This window comes from Halorubrum sp. B52 (genome assembly GCF_059752555.1).
Genome location: NZ_MWTG01000007.1, coordinates 704914 through 720925 on the forward strand (window position 1 = coordinate 704914; position 16012 = coordinate 720925).

Sequence of the window (16012 nt, forward strand, 5' to 3'; positions counted from 1 at the left end):
GTCGTTTCCGACGGGAACGCGTCCGAAAAGGTATTTCGAGGGAGCGACGGCGTCGATCTACCCCACCAGCGACCACCGCTCGCCCGGGCTCGCCCGCAGTCCGTACAGCTCCGCGTCGTCGACGACGACCAGCCGGTCACCGATCGCGAACAGCGCCTCGACGCGGACGCCCTCCGGGAGGGGAGCCGACCAGCGGTCGGCGCCGTCGGCGCCGACCGCGACGATCACCGGTCGGGTCTCGCGACTCCCGTCCCGCACCGGCTCCTGACCGACCGCGTAGATCCCCCGTTCGTCGACGGCGACCGGGCGGGAGGCCGGGAGGTCGCCGTGCTCCCACGCGACCTCGCCGGCCGCGACGTCGAGCGCGCGAACCCGGTCGCCGCGGTGGAGATACACCCGGTGACCGGCGTCGTCGCCCTCGCCGACCGCGCCGACGGGCGGTCGGTCTGTCGGCGCCGGCACCTCCAGCGCGAACCGGCGACCGAGCTCCCGGTCGAACCCGCGCACCGACCGCTCGCCGTCGACCCCGGCCACGAGGACGTCGTCGACGACGAGGAGCCAGTCGACGCCGACGTCGAGCGAGCGGGACACCAGCCGCTCGCCGGTCGGGCCGAACCGGGCGACGCGAGCGCCCCCCGAGCCGCCCTCGGCGAGCGCGACCCACACGGTGTCCCCGTCGACCGCGACGCGGTCGGGGGAAAGCGAGCGCAGCGACCCGTCGCTCGCGTCGGCCCACGCCTCGCTGACGGCGTACGCGCGGTCGCCGGATTCGGCGTCGAGGACCACCGCGTCGTTCCGAGTGACGGCGACCGCGAGACGCTCGCCGGCGCGGACGGCGTCGACGCTTCTCGCAGGCGCGTCGGTCTGCCAGCGGATCGGGTCGGGCTCGTCGCCGTCGCTGTCGCCCCTATCGACCGTCGGGTCGTCGAGATCGAACGCTGCGCGCTCGCGGTCGATCGCAGTGACGCGACCGCCTTCGACGGGGACGAACACCGACGCGTCGGTGACGGCCGGCACGCCCGCGGCCTGCCGGTCGGTCTCCGCCTCGAGCCGGGGGTCGCCGGCCGGATTGTACCCCGTCACCGCCGCGTTCTCGTAGTCGCGCCACGCGTCGTCCTCGATGTCGAACGTCCGACCGGACTGGTTGCGGACGACGAACAGCCGGTCGCCGGCGGGGAGGAACCAGCGGTCGCCGACGCCGAACAGCTCGCCGCCCCCGAGCGACGACTCCCACGCGAGGTCGCCGCCGCCGGGGCGGTAGCCGCAGCCGGCGAGCGCGCCAGCGAGGCCGACGCCGGCGGTCGCGAGGAGCCGGCGTCGAGAAACCCAGTTGGTGGAGTCCCCGGCCGCGTCGCGCTCCGTCACGCGGTCCCACCCGCGAGCTCGCGGAGCCGCTTCACTCGCTCGCGGGTCGGAGGGTGGGTCTCCGGGAACACGTCGGTGCTCACCAGCTCCTCGTCACCGAACGCGCGGCTCTCGAGGGGCGCGACGTACAGCGCCTCGGCGCCGCCGTCGAACGCGCGAAGGTCGCGCTCGGGCACCTCCGGCATCGTCTCGTCGAGCGTCTCCAGCGCCGTCGCGAGCGCCGCCGGCGACCCCGTGATCTCGGCGGCCGCGCGGTCGGCGGCGTACTCGCGGTACCGCGAGAGCACGCGGTGGATCAGGACGCTCCCGGCCCAGAACATCGCCGAGACGGTGAGCGTGAGCACCGCGCTCACCGCGATCACGACGATCCCGACCGCGAGCGCCCGGCCGTCGCGGTTGCCCCCGGATCCGCCGCCGCCGAAGCTGAGGAATCGGAACAGGCCGTAGAGGACGTAGAAGGCGAGCACGGCGAGGTAGTAGGTGACGGTCGGGAGCACCCACGCGACCGTCATCAGGCTGGCGTCGCGGTTCGCGAGGTGCGCGATCTCGTGGGCGAGCACGGCGTCCAGCTCCTCGTCGTCCAGCGTCTCCACCAGCGCGGTCGTGACGACCACCGTGCCGTTGCCGGGCGTCCCCACGGCGAAGGCGTTCGGCAGCTCCGTGTGCGCGACCGCCACGTCCGGCTTCGGAACGTCGGCTTGCGCGGCCAGCCGCGTGACGGCGGCGTGGAGCGCCGGGTACTCGTCGGCCGACACCCGCCGCCCGCCGACGGAGCGGAGAACTGTCCGGGGACCGTACCGGTACTGGACCGCGAGCCCGACGAGGACGACGACCGTCAGGATGACGGGGTCGACGTAGAACTCCCCCGTGTACGGGCGCTCGTTCGCCCACTCGAGGAGGGGGAGCCCGACCGCGTTGATCAGATAGACGAACGCGTACACGAACGCGAACGGGAGCGCGACCACCAGCCCGGTCGCGATCAGCATCCGCAGGCGAAGCTGCCGGTCCCGGTCGAGCCGGTTCGACGGCGCGAGCGCGCGGAGGGGACGGAGGGCGTCGGGGATGGAGGGCGACATCGTGTTCGCCGGAGGAGTTGGACCGGCGGCGAGTTAAATCTGCACGGTCGCCGCCGATCGGTCGCGAGCCCGTGAAGCTCCCGTCAGCTCGCCTCGGCGCCGCTGATCGCCTGGTAGAAGGCGACCGAGTAGGTCGCGTAGAACGCGGCGAACGCGCTCGTGAGCAGGAGATAGCCGACGGCAGCCACGGCGAGCACGGGTAGGGTCGGCTCGATCGCCCCGATGTCGGCGAACGGCGTGCCGGGCATCCCCGCGGACTGAGGGCCGAGGAGCATCGAGGCGGCCGCGGCCAGCGTCCCGAGGACGAGGCTCCCGGCGAGGAGGATCAGCGTGTAGCCGGCGACGCTCACGACGTTCGACCGGACGAGCCCCGCGCTGCGCCGGAACCCCTCGACGAGCTCCGCGTCGTCAAGGACGATCGCGTGGGCGTAAAACTGGACGACGAAGGTGACGAGGAGGTACGCGAGGAGGAGCCCCCCGGCCACGATGGCGACCACCGCCAGCAGCGTGGGGTCGACGCCGGTACCCGGTGCGTCCGTGGGCATCGACGCCGCGCCGCCGACGACGGCGATCAGACCCCCGACGAACGCGACGAAGCCGAACACGAAATTGATCGCGAGCAGCACGAAGTAGGCGAGCAGCAGCGACACGTAGTTGGCCTTCCCCTCGGCGACCAGCGTCCCGAGTCCGGTCCGGCCCGCGATAGCCTCGCTCGCCATCCCGAGCAGCCCGCCCTGGACGAACGGGAGCACGAGGACGAACACGCCGAAGGTCGCGAGCGAGACGATCGCCGACAGGATCGGCTGGGTCGGCGGGACGAGGAAGTTCGGGACCTGCGCGAGCCCGTACAGCGCCGTGACGAGCAGGAGGACCGGGTTGCGAACGATGCCACCGACTGCCGGACGGAGGGCGTGGAGGGCCGCCATGGCCTCACGTTTCGGCCGACGTACATAAATTGAATGCCCGCGCTCGTCGCCGGAGCGGGCCTCACTTCCAGGGCGTCCCGACGACCTCGGCTTGGATCTCGTGGCCGACCCGGAGTCGACAGTCGGACTCGGGCGCGGCGACGCAGAGGAGGACGTACCCGGCGTCGAGCGAGGACGGTTTCAGCGCTCGCGGCGACCGTCGGTGACGCACCTCCCCCTCGAGCAGTTCCGCGGTGCAGGTGCCACAGGCCCCGTACAGACAGCCGTACGGAACGGCGACGTCGACCCGTTCCGCCGCGTCGACGATCGTCTCGCCCTCCTCGACTCGGATCGTCACGGTCCGCCCGTTCGGGCGGACGAGTTCGACGGCGTGGGTCGTCGCGTCCGTCACGACCGATCACTGCCAGACGTCGCTCGTGCAGTCGCCGCCCGGCCAGCGGATCTCGTGTGCGCGTGCGGGTCCGCCGGGGGCGTCGCCGAAGTCGACGAGGAACTCCTCGTCGAGTTCCAGCCGCCCCTCGTCGGGGTAGACGTCGGCTTTGAGCATCAGCGAGCCGTCCGCGGCGATCTCCGGGAAGAACTGGTTGTCCCACGACGAGAACAGCGACGTCGTCCAGTAGAGCCGCTTGCCGTCCCGGGAGAGCTGGAGCATCTGCGGCGCGCCCCGGATCTCCTCGCCCTGCACCGTCTGCCGGTCGCCGAAGAGGCCGCCGGCCCACACCCGATCGACCAGCCGCGGATTGCCCGCGTCGCTCACGTCGTACATCCGAACGTCGCCGTGGAGCCAGTTCGAGAAGAACAGGTACTGGTCGTCCAGCGACAGCAGGATGTCCGTGATGAGCGGCGGCACCGGCATCTCCCAGTCCTCGTGTTCGCGCGGCTCCTCGTCGATGACGACGTCCCAGTCCCACGTGCCGTCGCTTTCCTCGTAGAATCGGATGATGTTCGAGGAGAGCGCCGCGCCGACGTACCCCTGCGTCTCCTCGGGGTTGTGGCTCATCCGAACCTCGAGCGGAATCTGCCCCTGCTCGCCGAATTCGAGCGTCTGGACGTGCTCGCGGTCGTCCCACGACCAGATGTGGATGCTGTCGCCGTACTCGCCCGCCTCGACGTCGTCGAGGTCGAACCCCGGGTAGTAGGTGTTCGGCGCGGCCCACTCGCTCGAGATCATGACGTCGTGGCGGGGCTGATACCAGTAGTCGTAGTTCAGCTCCATCTCGCCGCGGTCGGCCTCCCAGTGGCCGTCGATGCTGAAGTCCTCCTGGTCCAGCTGGAGGAACCCGCCGGGGAGCTCGCCGTTCGCGTCGCCGAGCATGCTGACGACGATCTTCCCGCCGGGGACGCAGTGGACCGTGTGCGGCGCGGACAGGTCGTGTTCGAACACCTCCTCCGGTTCGATGACCTTCACCAGCTCGGGCTCCCGCGGGTCCTCGGCGTCGACGACGTGAATGCGCGAGGAGCGTTGGCCCGGAACGACCAGATACTGTCGGGCGAGGCCCTCGGCGTGGCACGACGACGAGCAGGCGTTCCAGCCGAAGTGGTGGAGCTCGTCCCCGTTGTTTGGCATCTCTACCGCGTCGATCAGTTCGCTGTAGGTGTCGGACGTGGGGTCGAGATCGACGACGCCGATCATGTCCGGCCCCTCCGCTTCCATGCCCACGCGCGGCGCCATCACGAACGCCGTCTCCTCGCGACCGCTCTCGGTCCGCATCGCGGCCGGCGTCGGATACCCCGGCCCCTCGACTTCGTGGTGTTCGTGACCGCTCTGTTCCGCAGTACGACCGGGTTCGTCAGTGCTCATCCCGAGGCGCCACTACCGGTTCAACACTATTAATAATGTAGTATCGTTTATATTCTCGAAATACAGTTATTTATCAGTTCACACGTCGGTGACGACTGACAACGTCGGGGGCAGCAACGACTGACAACGTCTGGCGCAGCGACGGCTGGACGGTCACACCTCCTCGACTCGCTGCGCGTGAGTGCTCGTCGCCGCTACCAGGTGAGCCCCTCGTACGTCAGGCCGTCGCGCCGCTCGATTATCCGCCGACCGTCGATCACGACGGGCTCGGCCATCGCGTCGAAGGCGTCGTCGAGCGCCGCGAACTCGTCCCAGTCGGTGACGACGAGCGCGGCGCTTGCCTCGTCGAGCGCGGCGGCCGCGGAGTCCGCGTACTCGATACCGGGGAACCGCTCGCGCATGTTGTCGGCCGCGACCGGATCGTATCCCACCACGTCGGCGCCGCGCTCCCGCAGTCCCTCGACGAGCGGAATCGCCCGGGAGTTACGCACGTCGTCGGTGCCGGGTTTGAACGCGAGTCCGAGCACGGCGACACGCTCGCCCGCGACGTCGACGTGGGCGTCGAGGAGTTCGAGCATGCGCTCCGGCTGGCCGTCGTTCACCGCGACCGCGGCGTCGAGGAGCAGGGGCTCGTAGCCCGCCTCGCGGGCCGCCGCCCTAATTGCATCGACGTCTTTGGGGAAACAGTTGTGGACCGCGAGGCCGTCGGTTGTGACGAACGTGTGGTCGTCGGCGACTTCGAGAGAGTAGACGGGAACCGAGTCGTCCAGATCGACCGTGTCGACGTTCCGGACCCGAACCGTCGTATGCGTCCCACCGTCGGTGTGACCGGTGGGGGAGATCTGTTTTGCGTAGCTGTCGAGGCGTTGATCGATCTTTGCGATATCAGCGTCCAAGAACAGCTCTTTGAGCTGGTCGATCTGCTCGCTGGAACTCACCTTGAGGAAATGTGCCGGCTTGGTGGCTTTCGCGGACGTCGACGTCTTGTAGCTGGGGATGACGCCGATGCTGTGTAACAGCAGCTGCATGCCGGCGATGAGCTCTTCGCTCACTGAGCCGTACTCGTACACGACGGCGTTCGAGTGGTTCGGGTACGCGATATGACCGTCACCGCGGAACAGTCCCGACAGGACTGCTTTACGGTGTGACTCCGGTTCTTGATAGACCGTATCGGGGAGCGCCGCGGAGTACGATCCCGTCCCGCAACCTAATCGTTCAAGGAATCGTGCGAAGATCCGGCTCGACACCTCAATTTGGGTCGCCGTCTCCTGCTGTCGTGTCGTGTACCGGATCCCCAGTGACTCGAAGTACGATTCGACATCCGAGACGTACTCCGGTTCGTCCGTCGGATGGAAGCTCAGCGCGACGCGACGCCGCGTCGTCGACCCGTGTCCGGACTCGTCGTCGTTGACGTGCCCTTCGCTGAGGTAGTAGCCGATGAACCGCCAGAAGGCTTCACCGGCGGGAACGATCGCCGGAACGTAGGTCTGGCCGCCGCCTCTCGTTGTGTACAACGACACCTCTGTTCGGTTGAACTCGAGTTCGTCCTCGAATTCGAGGAAGACATCGAGCGAGAGATAGTTGTTCCGGCAGAATTCTCGTACGCGGTCGTAGCTATGCCGACGGTTGTACCCGTCGAGTGCGTTCCGGAGGTGGTCTTTCCAGTCAGCGAGGTCGACGTCGGGTTTGAGATACACCTCGTCGGTCGGGAAGTCCGGATCGTCAGCTACGAGATCGATCAGATCGAAGCGACCGACCGGATCGACGGTAACGTCGGATTGGACGGGAAGCCGATCCGTTTCGGTGAGCGCTCCCGCTTCTCGAACGACGAGGTCACCGTCCTCGACGACGAGCATCGGGTGGTCGTCCGTGACCGTCACCTCCTTGCTCATTTTCGTCTGGATGCGACGCAGTTCGCCGTCGTACTTACGCCGAGTCGCACCGAGGACCGGCTTGAACGTGCTGTTCCCGTGCTCGTCGTAGCTGAGCACGGAGACGTCGTCGACGAGCGTCGCATCTTCGTCCACGTAGCGGTCAAAGAAATCCTCGAACGTCAAGAATCGCGTCCCCTCGTCGTCCTTCGCCAGCACCCGCTGATCACCGGTGAGACAACTCCCGCCCCATCCCACCCCCGAGCGCAGGAACTGCGCCCCGATCCGGTCGTCGAGGCCGACCGCGTCCATCACCTCGTAGGCGTCGATCCCGAACCGCTTGCAGACGTTTCCGAGGTCGTTCGCCAGCGAGATCTTCGACGCGAGGAACGCGTTGTTCGCGTACTTGATCATCACGGCGGTCTCGGGGTCGGTCCGGATCACCGGCACGTCCCCGTCGGTCGCGGCGAGCAGGGGCTCGTAGAGGCTCTCCAGCCGGTCGGTCGCCCCGTCGGACTCGGTGCCGAAGACGAGCTTGTCCGGGTGCTGGAAGTCGTCGACGGCGGAGCCCTCGCGGAGGAACTCGGGGTTGGTCGCGAGCTCGACGCGGTCGGCCGCGTCGCCCGCGCCGGCGCGGAGCGCCTCGCGGACCTCGCGGACGCCCGGGGGCGTGATCGTGCTCTTCACGACGACGAGGTGGCGGTCGTCGGCGGTGGCCGACGAGGATCCGCCGTCGCCGTCGCTCGCGCCCGCCAGCGCCTCGCCGGTCATCTCGGCGGCACCTGTGAGCGGGCCGAGGTCGATGCTGCCGTCCTCGCGCGAGGGGGTGCCGATCGCGAGGAACGTCACGTCGGCGTCGGGGACGCCGTCGTACTCGGTCGTCGCGCGGAGCCGGTCGCCCGCGTGCTCGGCCAGGAGGTCGTCGAGGCCCGGTTCGTGGATCGCCGCGCGGCCGTCGTTCAGGGCGTCGACGACGTCCGGATCGATGTCGACCGCGGTGACGTCGTGACCCGCGTCCGCGAGGCAGGCCGCGAGGGTGGTTCCGACGTAGCCGCTGCCGACGACGGTGACTCGCATGGCGAAACGAGTGACCCCCGACGCAAAGAGCGTTGCGCGTCGCTCCGCGGTCGGTGCGCCGAAAAAGCGGCCGCGCCGGTCCCGGACGATTCTTACCGGCGCGCCCCCGAGACGCGGGTATGTCCGAGGGGTCCTCGCGGGAGTTCGCCGCCGACCGGTCCGACGCCGACCGGTCCGACGGCGGTACGGCCGCCGACACGCGCGGCTCGGTCGCGCGAGTCGGATGGATCCTCGTCCTCGCGCTGCTCGCGGTCCCGATGGCCGTCATCCCCGCCGGCGGGGAGTTCACGGTCGTGAGCCTCTGGGGGTTCCTCAACGCGGCGGCGTCCGGCTCCGGCGTCGGCCTCGGCGGATACCCCGTGTGGTCGTACTTCCTCGACCAGTCGCGGCCGTTCGCGGCGCTCCCGGCGTCGATCCGCGCGTGGCCGCTCGCGGTCGGCTTCCACGTCCTGGCGGCGGCCAGCGCCGTCGCGGGAGCGACGCTCGGTCGGGAGGACCGCCGCGTCACCGGCGGGCTCCTCGTCCTGGCGGCGGCCGCGAGTCTGTGGGTCTCGGTCGGGCTCGCGACGCGGTTCGGCGTCGGGACCACGTCCGGGTTTCTCACCGTGCTCCCGGTCGGCGCGGTCGCGACCCTCGCGGTCGCCGTCGTCGCGTACGGGGGCGACCTCCGCGCGGTCGTCACGCAGTGAGGCGGTCGCCGGGCCGAAGTCCCCCGCGAACCGAGGCCGGGAGCGCATCCGTCGCCCGTTACCGAATCGCCCGCGTTTATGTACGCGGCCCCGGAAGCACGCGCCATGACGACGCTGCCGAACGTCGTGGCCGTCACCGGGATCGCGGGGCTCGCGACGGGGCTCGGCGCGCTGCCGGTCTTTTTCCGGACGAGAGTGACTCACCAGGTGTACGACGCCGCGCTCGGCCTCGCCGCCGGCCTGATGGTCGCCGCCAGCGTCTTCGGGCTGATCGTCCCCGGCATGGAGGAGGGGACGCTCCGGGCGGTGATGACGGGGGTGTTGCTCGGCGGCGCCGTGCTGCTCGGCGGGAACTACGCGATCCCCCACCTCCACGCGCAGTACCGCGAGTGGCTCCCCGAGGGCGGCGCGACCGGCGAGGACGCCGCGATTCCGACGGGCGACGGCGTCACGGTCGACGACCCCACCGAGCACCGCGACGACGACGGGGACGGCTCCCTGTCCGCGGTCGCCGCCGCCCGCGAGGTGACCCTCCGGAAGGCGCTGCTGATCGGCGGGGCGATCACCCTCCACAACGCCCCGGAGGGGTTGGCGATCGGCGTCGCCTTCGCCTCGGGATTAGAGGGGGTCGCGCTGCTGCTCGCGGTCGTGATCGGCCTCCAGAACGTCCCCGACGGGTTCGCGTTCGCGGTGCCGATGGCGGACACCGGGATGTCGAACCCCCGGGTGCTCTGGTACACCACCCTCTCGGGGCTGGTCCCGCAGGTCGCCGCCTCGGTGTTCGGCTTCTCGCTCGTCGGGCTCGCGGCCGGCCTCTTCCCCGTCTCCGCCGGCTTCGCCGCGGGCGCGATGCTCGCGGTCGTCTTCCGGGAGCTGATCCCCTCCTCGCACGGTCACGGCCACGCCGACGCCGCCACCGGGGCGTTCCTCGTCGGGTTCGTGCTCCTCGTCGTCGTCGACGCGGTCGTCGTGGTGTGACCCGCGCCGACCCGCGACAGCTTTTCGAGCCGCGACCCGCAATATTCGATCATGTCCACGTCCGTGTCGACGCCGGCGGCCGACGAGACGTGCGCCTACTGCGGCTCGCGGATCTTCGAGCACGACCCGATCTGCGTGCGCGACTGCCGGGAGGACTGCGGTTCGCCCGCCTACTTCTGTAACTACGCCTGCCTCTCGGCGCACGTCGACGAGGAGGACCTCACCGCGGGCGACGCCTGCGAGTGGTCGCCCGGCGGGTGAGAGCAGAGTATTCGCGACCGGCCTTCGGCGACCGCAACACTCCGAGCTCCCCCGTCGTGGACCTCGCGACTGCCTCCGTCGTCCCATCGGTCTCCCCGAGACGCCGCCGACGCGGTCGTCGCGGTGTGCGCGAGGGCCCGCTCAGTCGCGGTCGACGCCGGTGAACTCGAAGCGGGCGCCGCCCGTCTCCCCGTCCGTCACGGCGACCGTCCACCCGTGCGCCTCAACGATTTCGCGGACGATCGCGAGCCCGAAGCCGGTCCCGGTCGCTGCGGTCGTGTGACCGGACTCGAAGACGTCGTCGCGCTCGTCTTCCGGGATTCCCGGGCCGTCGTCCTCGACGTAGAACCCGTCCGGAAGGTCGCCGACGGTAACGCTCGCGTCCCTGCCGCCGTGTTCCACGCTGTTCCGGAACAGGTTGCCGAACAGCTGCCGGAGTCGGCTCGGATCGGCGCGTACCGTTCCCGACGCCTCGTTTCGAAGCATCACATCCCTCGTGGCGACCGTTTGCCAGCAGTCGGACACGAACGCGCCGAGCTCGACGAGTTCCTTTCCGTCGATGAGCTGTCCCTGCTTCGCGAGCGACAGGATGTTCGCGATCAGGTCCTCCATCCGGGCGTGGGCGTTCGCCACGGCCTCCATGTGGGGGTCGCCCTCGCGCACCGGTTCGATCATCTCCAAGTGACCGCTGGCGGCGTTCAGGGGGTTCCGGAGGTCGTGGCTCACGACCTCCGCGAACTCCTCGAGCTGACGGTTCTTCCGTCGGAGCTGCTCTTCCGCCCGCTTGCGGTCGGTGATGTCGAGGTACGCGCCGAGCGCCTCGTCGCGGCCGTCGCCCGAGAGGTGAGTCGCGACGAGCAGGAACGTCCGGCGCTGGCCGCTCGCGGTCCGGCGGACGACCTCCCGATGGACTCGCCGGCCGTTCCGGATCCGGTCGTTGATCTCGCTCGCGGCGTCTGCGTCGCCGTCGTCGACGATGAACGCGTCGAGCGACGAGCCGACCAGCCGATCCTTCCCGAAGCCGAACTGCTCTCTGAACGCGCTGTTCGTCTGCTTGACCAGCGGGTCGCCGTCGCTGAACTCGGAGAGCACGACCGGCACCGGCACCGCGTCGAGGAGCTGCTCGAAGCGGTCGCGCTCCCTTTCCGCCCGCTCCCGGTACGCACGCAGTTCGGTGATGTCCTCGTTAACGGCGACGAAGCGAACGATTTTGCCGTCCGAATTCGTGATCGGTGAGATCGTCTGCTTCGCGACGTAACGATCCCCGTTTCGCCGCTCGTTGACGATCTCCCCGTGCCAGACCTCTCCGGAGAGGATCGTGTCCCAGAGCCGCTCGTAGAACTGCTGGTCGTGGATCCCCGACTGGAGGAGGCTGGCGTTGCTCCCGACAGCCTCCTCGGCGCTGTACCCGGTCTGCGCTTCGAACGCGGCGTTTACGTACTGGATCGTGCCGCCGGTGTCGGTCCAGTATATCGAGTGCCCCGCGCTACGCACGACCTCTCGGAACGTTCGGAGTTCCATGTCGGTCGACTCCTCTCCGAGGCCGGCCGCTTCGCTCTTTTCGCCGCGAACGCTCTGGCCCCAGGCCGCGCCGTCCCCGTCGGAGGAGCCGCCTTCGGCGGTCGGATCGTTAGCTGAGTGCGGGGGCCCCATCGTACGCGTGCAGGTACTGTACGGGATGGTATACAAGTATCTATTCGGACGAGAGCCGCTCTCTCGTCCGGCCCGGCGCTCAGCTGTTGTCCGGGCTGCTCGGGTGGTAGTCGGTGTCGTACTGACCCGGGTTGCCGTCGACGCGGTCGGGGTTGATCCGACCGGCGAGCAGCATGAAGTCGAGGACGGTGCAGTACAGCATCGCCTCGACGACGGGGACGGCCCGGGGCGGGAGCACCGGGTCGTGGCGGCCGACGACCTGCACCTCCTTCTCCTCGCCCGTCTCCCAGTCGGCCGAGCGCTGTTTCTTCGGGATCGAGGTGGGCGCGTGCCACGTCGCCTCGCCGTAGATCGGCTCGCCGGTCGTGATCCCGCCCTGGAGCCCGCCGTGGTCGTTGCCGACGGGGACCGGGTCGCCCGCCTCGCTCTCGACGTGGTCGAACGACTCGCCGTCGTCGAACGTCCAGTCCTCGTTGCGCTCGCTGCCGGCGACGTCGACGGCGTCTTTTCCGAGCCCGAACTCGACGCCCGTGGTCGCCGGGATGGAGAACATCGCCCGGCCGAGCCGAGCGGGGAAGCCGTCGAAGCGGGGTGCCCCGAGGCCACGGGGGACGCCGCGACACTCGAAGTAGATGGAGCCGCCGATGGAGTCGCCCTCCTCCTGGTAGCGTTCGATCAGCTCCTGCATCTCGGCGGCCGCCTCGGGGTCGGCGCAGCGGACGTCGTTCGACTCGCTCTCCGCGAGGATCTGCTCGAAGCTCACGTCGTCGGCCGCGACGTCGCCGATGCGGTTGACGTGGGCCTTGATCTCGACGTCGTAGTCGGAGGCGTCGAGCACCTGCTCGGCGACCGCCCCCGCGGCGACCCAGTTCACCGTCTCGCGCGCGGAGGAGCGTCCGCCGCCGCCCCAGTTGCGCGTGCCGAACTTCGCGGAGTAGGTGTAGTCGCCGTGCGAGGGGCGCGGCGCCGTGACGTACGGCTCGTACTTCCCCGAGCGGGCGTCCTTGTTCTGGATCACCATGCCGATCGGCGTCCCGGTGGTGTAGCCGTCCTGCACGCCGGAGTTGACGACCACTTCGTCGGGCTCGCCCCGCGAGGTCGTGATCATTGACTGGCCCGGCTTGCGCCGGTCGAGCTGCGCCTGAATGGCTTCCTCGTCGAGCTCGACCCCCGCGGGGACGCCCGAGACCGTCACGCCCATCGCGTCGCCGTGGCTCTCTCCGTACGTCGTCACCTGGAAGAGCCGCCCGAACCGGTTCCCGTTCATACCCGACCGTACGGCCGAGGGCATATAGTGGTTGCAATCCGCGCTACGGCGCGCCGGGCGAGCGGCGGTCCCACTCGGAACTGGCGCCGCGCGGCCGCCGCCTCGCCGCGACCGAATGGCGTTTATAAGTCGACGCCGTTGGTGGGAGCGTGCGCGATCGTCTCACCTCCGACCTGGGCGTCTACGCCCTCTCGGGCCTGTTCTCGCTGGTCGTGTTCGCCGTGGCGCTGGGGATCCTCTCGCGGACGCTTCCGGACGGGCTCGGCTCCCGCCAGCTCGTCGGGCTCGTGGTCGGCTACCTGCTGTTCATCGGCGCGTACACCTCCGCGTGGTTCATCTACAGCGAGATCGACAGCCGCGAAGAGATCTAGCGGGTTTCATCCGACCGGTGCCTGCCGAACGGTTTTCACGTCGCCGCGCGAGGGGCCGGTATGACGTGGGACACGATCACGCTCGACGTCGACGCCGACAGCGACGTCGCGACGCTCACCGTCGACCGCCCGGAGCAGCTCAACGCCCTCACCGTCGACACGCTCGAAGCGATCGAGGCGGCGCTCGAGGAGGCCGAGGCGGCCGGCGCTCGCGCGCTCGTCTTGGCCGGCGCGGGCGACGAGGCGTTCGTCGCGGGCGCGGACATCTCCTACATGGTCGAGCTGTCGACCCCGAAGGCGCAGGCGTACGCCGAGCTCGGCCACCGCGTCGCCGACGCGATCGAGTCGTTCCCGGCGCCGACGGTCGCGGCGATCGACGGCTACGCGTTCGGCGGCGGCTGCGAGCTGGCGCTGGCGTGCGACCTCCGCGTCGCCGCCGAGAGCGCCGTTCTCGGCCAGACCGAGATCGACCTCGGTATCGTCCCGGGGTGGGGCGGCACCCAGCGGCTCTCCCGGCTCGTGGGCGACGAGACGGCCAAGCGGCTCGTCTTCCTCGGCGAGCGTATCGACGCCGCGGAGGCGGCCGAGGTCGGCTTCGTCGGCGAGGTCGTCGCGGACGACGCGTTCGACGACCGGATCGACGAGCTGGCGGGGGCGCTGGCCGCGAAGCCCGCCTTTGCGATGCGCGCCGCCAAGGAGGCGCTCAACGCGGTCCACGACGGCACTCAGACGGGCGGGCTCGCCCTGGAGCGCCGGGCGTGGTCCGGGCTGTTCGGTACCCACGACCAGCGCGAGGGGATGCGCGCGTTCTTGGAGAAGCGCGAGCCGGAGTTCGAGTAGCCGGACCGGTATCGGGGTGGGGCGAGGTCACGCCCGGCCGGCCATCCACCCGTCGACCGCGCGCGGGAACAGCAGCGTCGCCGCGCCGCCGACGAGGAACGCCCACGCCAGCCCGGCGGCCACCGCGCCCGTGACACCGACCACGGCACCGCCGCCGTAGATCGCCGCGAGGAGGGTCCCGTTGAAGTAGCAGAGCCTGAGCAGGATCAGGGTCGGAAACAGGCGCGCCCACCCCGGCGCGTCCGTGAGCGGGAGGGACGCGATCCGGCCGTTTCGGATCAGCGTGGCGACGACGATCATCGTCGTCAGGGCCACGAGCCACGTCTCGAAGAGCGCGGGCGGCTCTCGTATTGCGAACGGGAGATACAGCATCACCGGCAGCGTGAGGGCCCCGACCTCGCCGACGATCCGACCGAAGTCGGCGAGGAGAGAGCCGAGCCGGTCTTTCTCGCTCACGCCCCGGCTCCCGATGCCGAGGAACTCGCTGCGGTAGGTGGACGTGGCCGCGCTCGTCTCCCGGCCGGGCGGACCGTCTCGCGGGCTGCGCCCGCCGCCGCGGTGGGCCCGGGTCCGGTTCGGGAGGCCGTCGTCGCGACCCGGCTCCGGCGAGTCGCTCATTACACGTGTCCCTCGGGAGAGGGACATAAATATTCTTTCGCGGAGCGGCTTCGGTGGCGTTCCGGCGATGACCCGTCGACGCCTCGCGCGGGTGGTCGCGTCGACCCGGAGACGACCCCTCCGCGGCCCGTGCCACCGACGTCCACGCGATCGGGGGATCGCCACGCTTTATTAATCCGCCCGAGTACCGGCGACATGGACCAGTTGCGGCAGTCGCTCCTCGACGCGCCGATCATCGAGAAAGGCGGGTACCAGTACTTCGTCCACCCGATCAGCGACGGCGTCCCCATGCTCGAACCCGAGCTGCTCCGGGAGATCGTCATCCGGATCATCCGGAAGGCGGAGCTGGAGAACGTCGACAAGATCGTCACCCCCGCGGCGATGGGGATCCACATCTCCACCGCGCTCTCGCTGATGACCGACATCCCCCTCGTCGTCATCCGGAAGCGCCAGTACGGGCTCGACGGCGAGGTCCCGCTGTTCCAGGAGACGGGCTACTCGGAGTCGGAGATGTACATCAACGACGTGGAGGAGGGCGACCGCGTCCTCGTGCTCGACGACGTGCTCTCGACGGGCGGCACGATGAAGGCGATCTTAGACGCGCTGACGAACGAGGTCGGCGCCGAGGTCGTCGACGTCGTCGCCGTGATCAAGAAGGCCGGCGACAACGAGCTCGACGGCACCGACTACAACGTGAAGACGCTGATCAACGTCACGGTCGAGGACGGCGAGGTCGTGATCGTCGACGCGCAGGGCGACGAGTAATAATCACGGACCGCTTTTTGAGTGAGCGTAGCCAGACGCTCGTGTTCCGTTGCCGGCGGTGACTCGAAGAACACCGCCAAAGCCCCAGCCGCTCGGCTGTACGCGGTTGACACTGGATCTCCGGTGAACACCTCCAAAGCCCCAGCCGCGAGGCGGGCGCACGCTCGCTGCGCGCTTCAGTCGCTCGCGATGCTCGCTCCTTGCAGTGCTTGCGTCGCCTCCGCCCGCCTCGCGGCTGCCCCTTTGAGTCCCGCCCGCACAGCAACCGCAGCCTCACGCCTCCCCAGCCTCGTCAGTCGCCCTCCGCGTTGCTCCGGGCGACTGACTCCCTCGCGCGTGCGGTTCGCGGCCTGCCGGCCGCTCACCGGCATGCGCCACCGCTCCCGAGACGATTTATAAACCCCGCGCCAGCCCCGGGTCGCTGCCGGGCGCGGGCGCCTTTTATGTCGGGGTC

14 protein-coding genes and 2 pseudogenes are annotated in these 16012 nt (G+C 69.8%); 6 read left to right on the plus strand and 10 right to left on the minus strand.

All coding sequences use genetic code 11. From position 1 onward, the window contains the following. Nucleotides 1–57 precede the first annotated feature (57 nt). From B4V04_RS04975 to B4V04_RS05005, 7 genes and pseudogenes are all read right to left on the minus strand, one after another. The gene (locus B4V04_RS04975; protein WP_498229690.1) at nucleotides 58–1365 is read right to left on the minus strand and encodes an outer membrane protein assembly factor BamB family protein; all 1308 of its coding nucleotides are present in this window, start codon (nucleotides 1363–1365) and stop codon (nucleotides 58–60) included. Further along, complete coding sequence (locus tag B4V04_RS04980; RefSeq protein WP_498229691.1) at nucleotides 1362–2441, minus strand: M48 family metalloprotease; 1080 nt, start codon at nucleotides 2439–2441, stop codon at nucleotides 1362–1364. The genes B4V04_RS04975 and B4V04_RS04980 overlap by 4 nt, the downstream gene beginning before the upstream one ends. 83 nt (nucleotides 2442–2524) lie before the next feature. Beyond that, nucleotides 2525–3367: a DUF7847 domain-containing protein gene (locus B4V04_RS04985; protein WP_498229693.1), complete on the minus strand. Its 843-nt coding sequence runs from the start codon at nucleotides 3365–3367 to the stop codon at nucleotides 2525–2527. A 61-nt stretch (nucleotides 3368–3428) separates the two neighbouring features. After that, nucleotides 3429–3758, minus strand: a complete 330-nt coding sequence (locus B4V04_RS04990; RefSeq protein ID WP_498229695.1) for a 2Fe-2S iron-sulfur cluster-binding protein — start codon at nucleotides 3756–3758, stop codon at nucleotides 3429–3431. A 6-nt stretch (nucleotides 3759–3764) separates the two neighbouring features. Further along, nucleotides 3765–5168, minus strand: coding sequence for a selenium-binding protein SBP56-related protein (locus tag B4V04_RS04995; RefSeq protein WP_498229697.1), 1404 nt, complete (start codon nucleotides 5166–5168; stop codon nucleotides 3765–3767). Nucleotides 5169–5362: 194 nt separating this feature from the next. Further along, nucleotides 5363–5857 (minus strand): annotated as a pseudogene (locus B4V04_RS05000) (UDP binding domain-containing protein); the annotation flags it as partial. A gap of 3 nt (nucleotides 5858–5860) precedes the next feature. After that, a pseudogene (locus B4V04_RS05005) lies at nucleotides 5861–8116 on the minus strand (nucleotide sugar dehydrogenase); the annotation flags it as partial. Nucleotides 8117–8235: 119 nt separating this feature from the next. Between B4V04_RS05005 and B4V04_RS05010 the strand changes: the two are divergent. From B4V04_RS05010 to B4V04_RS05020, 3 genes are all read left to right on the plus strand, one after another. Continuing rightward, nucleotides 8236–8805: a TIGR04206 family protein gene (locus tag B4V04_RS05010; protein ID WP_498229698.1), complete on the plus strand. Its 570-nt coding sequence runs from the start codon at nucleotides 8236–8238 to the stop codon at nucleotides 8803–8805. 105 nt (nucleotides 8806–8910) lie between these two features. Continuing rightward, nucleotides 8911–9783, plus strand: coding sequence for a ZIP family metal transporter (locus B4V04_RS05015; RefSeq protein ID WP_498229700.1), 873 nt, complete (start codon nucleotides 8911–8913; stop codon nucleotides 9781–9783). Nucleotides 9784–9834: 51 nt separating this feature from the next. Beyond that, nucleotides 9835–10044 carry a hypothetical protein gene (locus B4V04_RS05020; protein WP_498229701.1) on the plus strand — a complete coding sequence of 70 codons (210 nt, stop codon included), beginning with the start codon at nucleotides 9835–9837 and terminating at the stop codon, nucleotides 10042–10044. A 141-nt stretch (nucleotides 10045–10185) separates the two neighbouring features. On the opposite strand, the gene B4V04_RS05025 is transcribed toward B4V04_RS05020, so the two are convergent. Beyond that, nucleotides 10186–11697 (minus strand): PAS domain-containing sensor histidine kinase, encoded by a 1512-nt coding sequence (locus tag B4V04_RS05025; protein WP_498229703.1) that lies wholly within the window; start codon nucleotides 11695–11697, stop codon nucleotides 10186–10188. Nucleotides 11698–11776: 79 nt separating this feature from the next. Next, nucleotides 11777–12964, minus strand: a complete 1188-nt coding sequence (gene aroC, locus B4V04_RS05030) for a chorismate synthase (RefSeq protein ID WP_498229705.1) — start codon at nucleotides 12962–12964, stop codon at nucleotides 11777–11779. Between the two features lie 149 nt (nucleotides 12965–13113). Between aroC and B4V04_RS05035 the strand changes: the two genes are divergently transcribed. After that, on the plus strand, nucleotides 13114–13335 hold the full coding sequence (locus B4V04_RS05035) for a hypothetical protein (RefSeq protein ID WP_144799239.1): 222 nt from the start codon (nucleotides 13114–13116) through the stop codon (nucleotides 13333–13335). Between the two features lie 60 nt (nucleotides 13336–13395). Then, nucleotides 13396–14175, plus strand: coding sequence for an enoyl-CoA hydratase/isomerase family protein (locus B4V04_RS05040; RefSeq protein WP_498229707.1), 780 nt, complete (start codon nucleotides 13396–13398; stop codon nucleotides 14173–14175). A gap of 27 nt (nucleotides 14176–14202) precedes the next feature. Here B4V04_RS05040 and B4V04_RS05045 read toward each other — a convergent pair whose 3' ends face one another. Next, entirely contained in the window at nucleotides 14203–14793 is a 591-nt protein-coding gene (locus B4V04_RS05045) for a DUF8215 family protein (protein WP_498229708.1), read from the minus strand. A 195-nt stretch (nucleotides 14794–14988) separates the two neighbouring features. Here B4V04_RS05045 and hpt point away from each other — a divergent pair, with 195 nt between their 5' ends. Further along, nucleotides 14989–15558, plus strand: coding sequence for a hypoxanthine/guanine phosphoribosyltransferase (hpt, locus tag B4V04_RS05050; RefSeq protein ID WP_498229710.1), 570 nt, complete (start codon nucleotides 14989–14991; stop codon nucleotides 15556–15558). Nucleotides 15559–16012 lie beyond the last annotated feature (454 nt).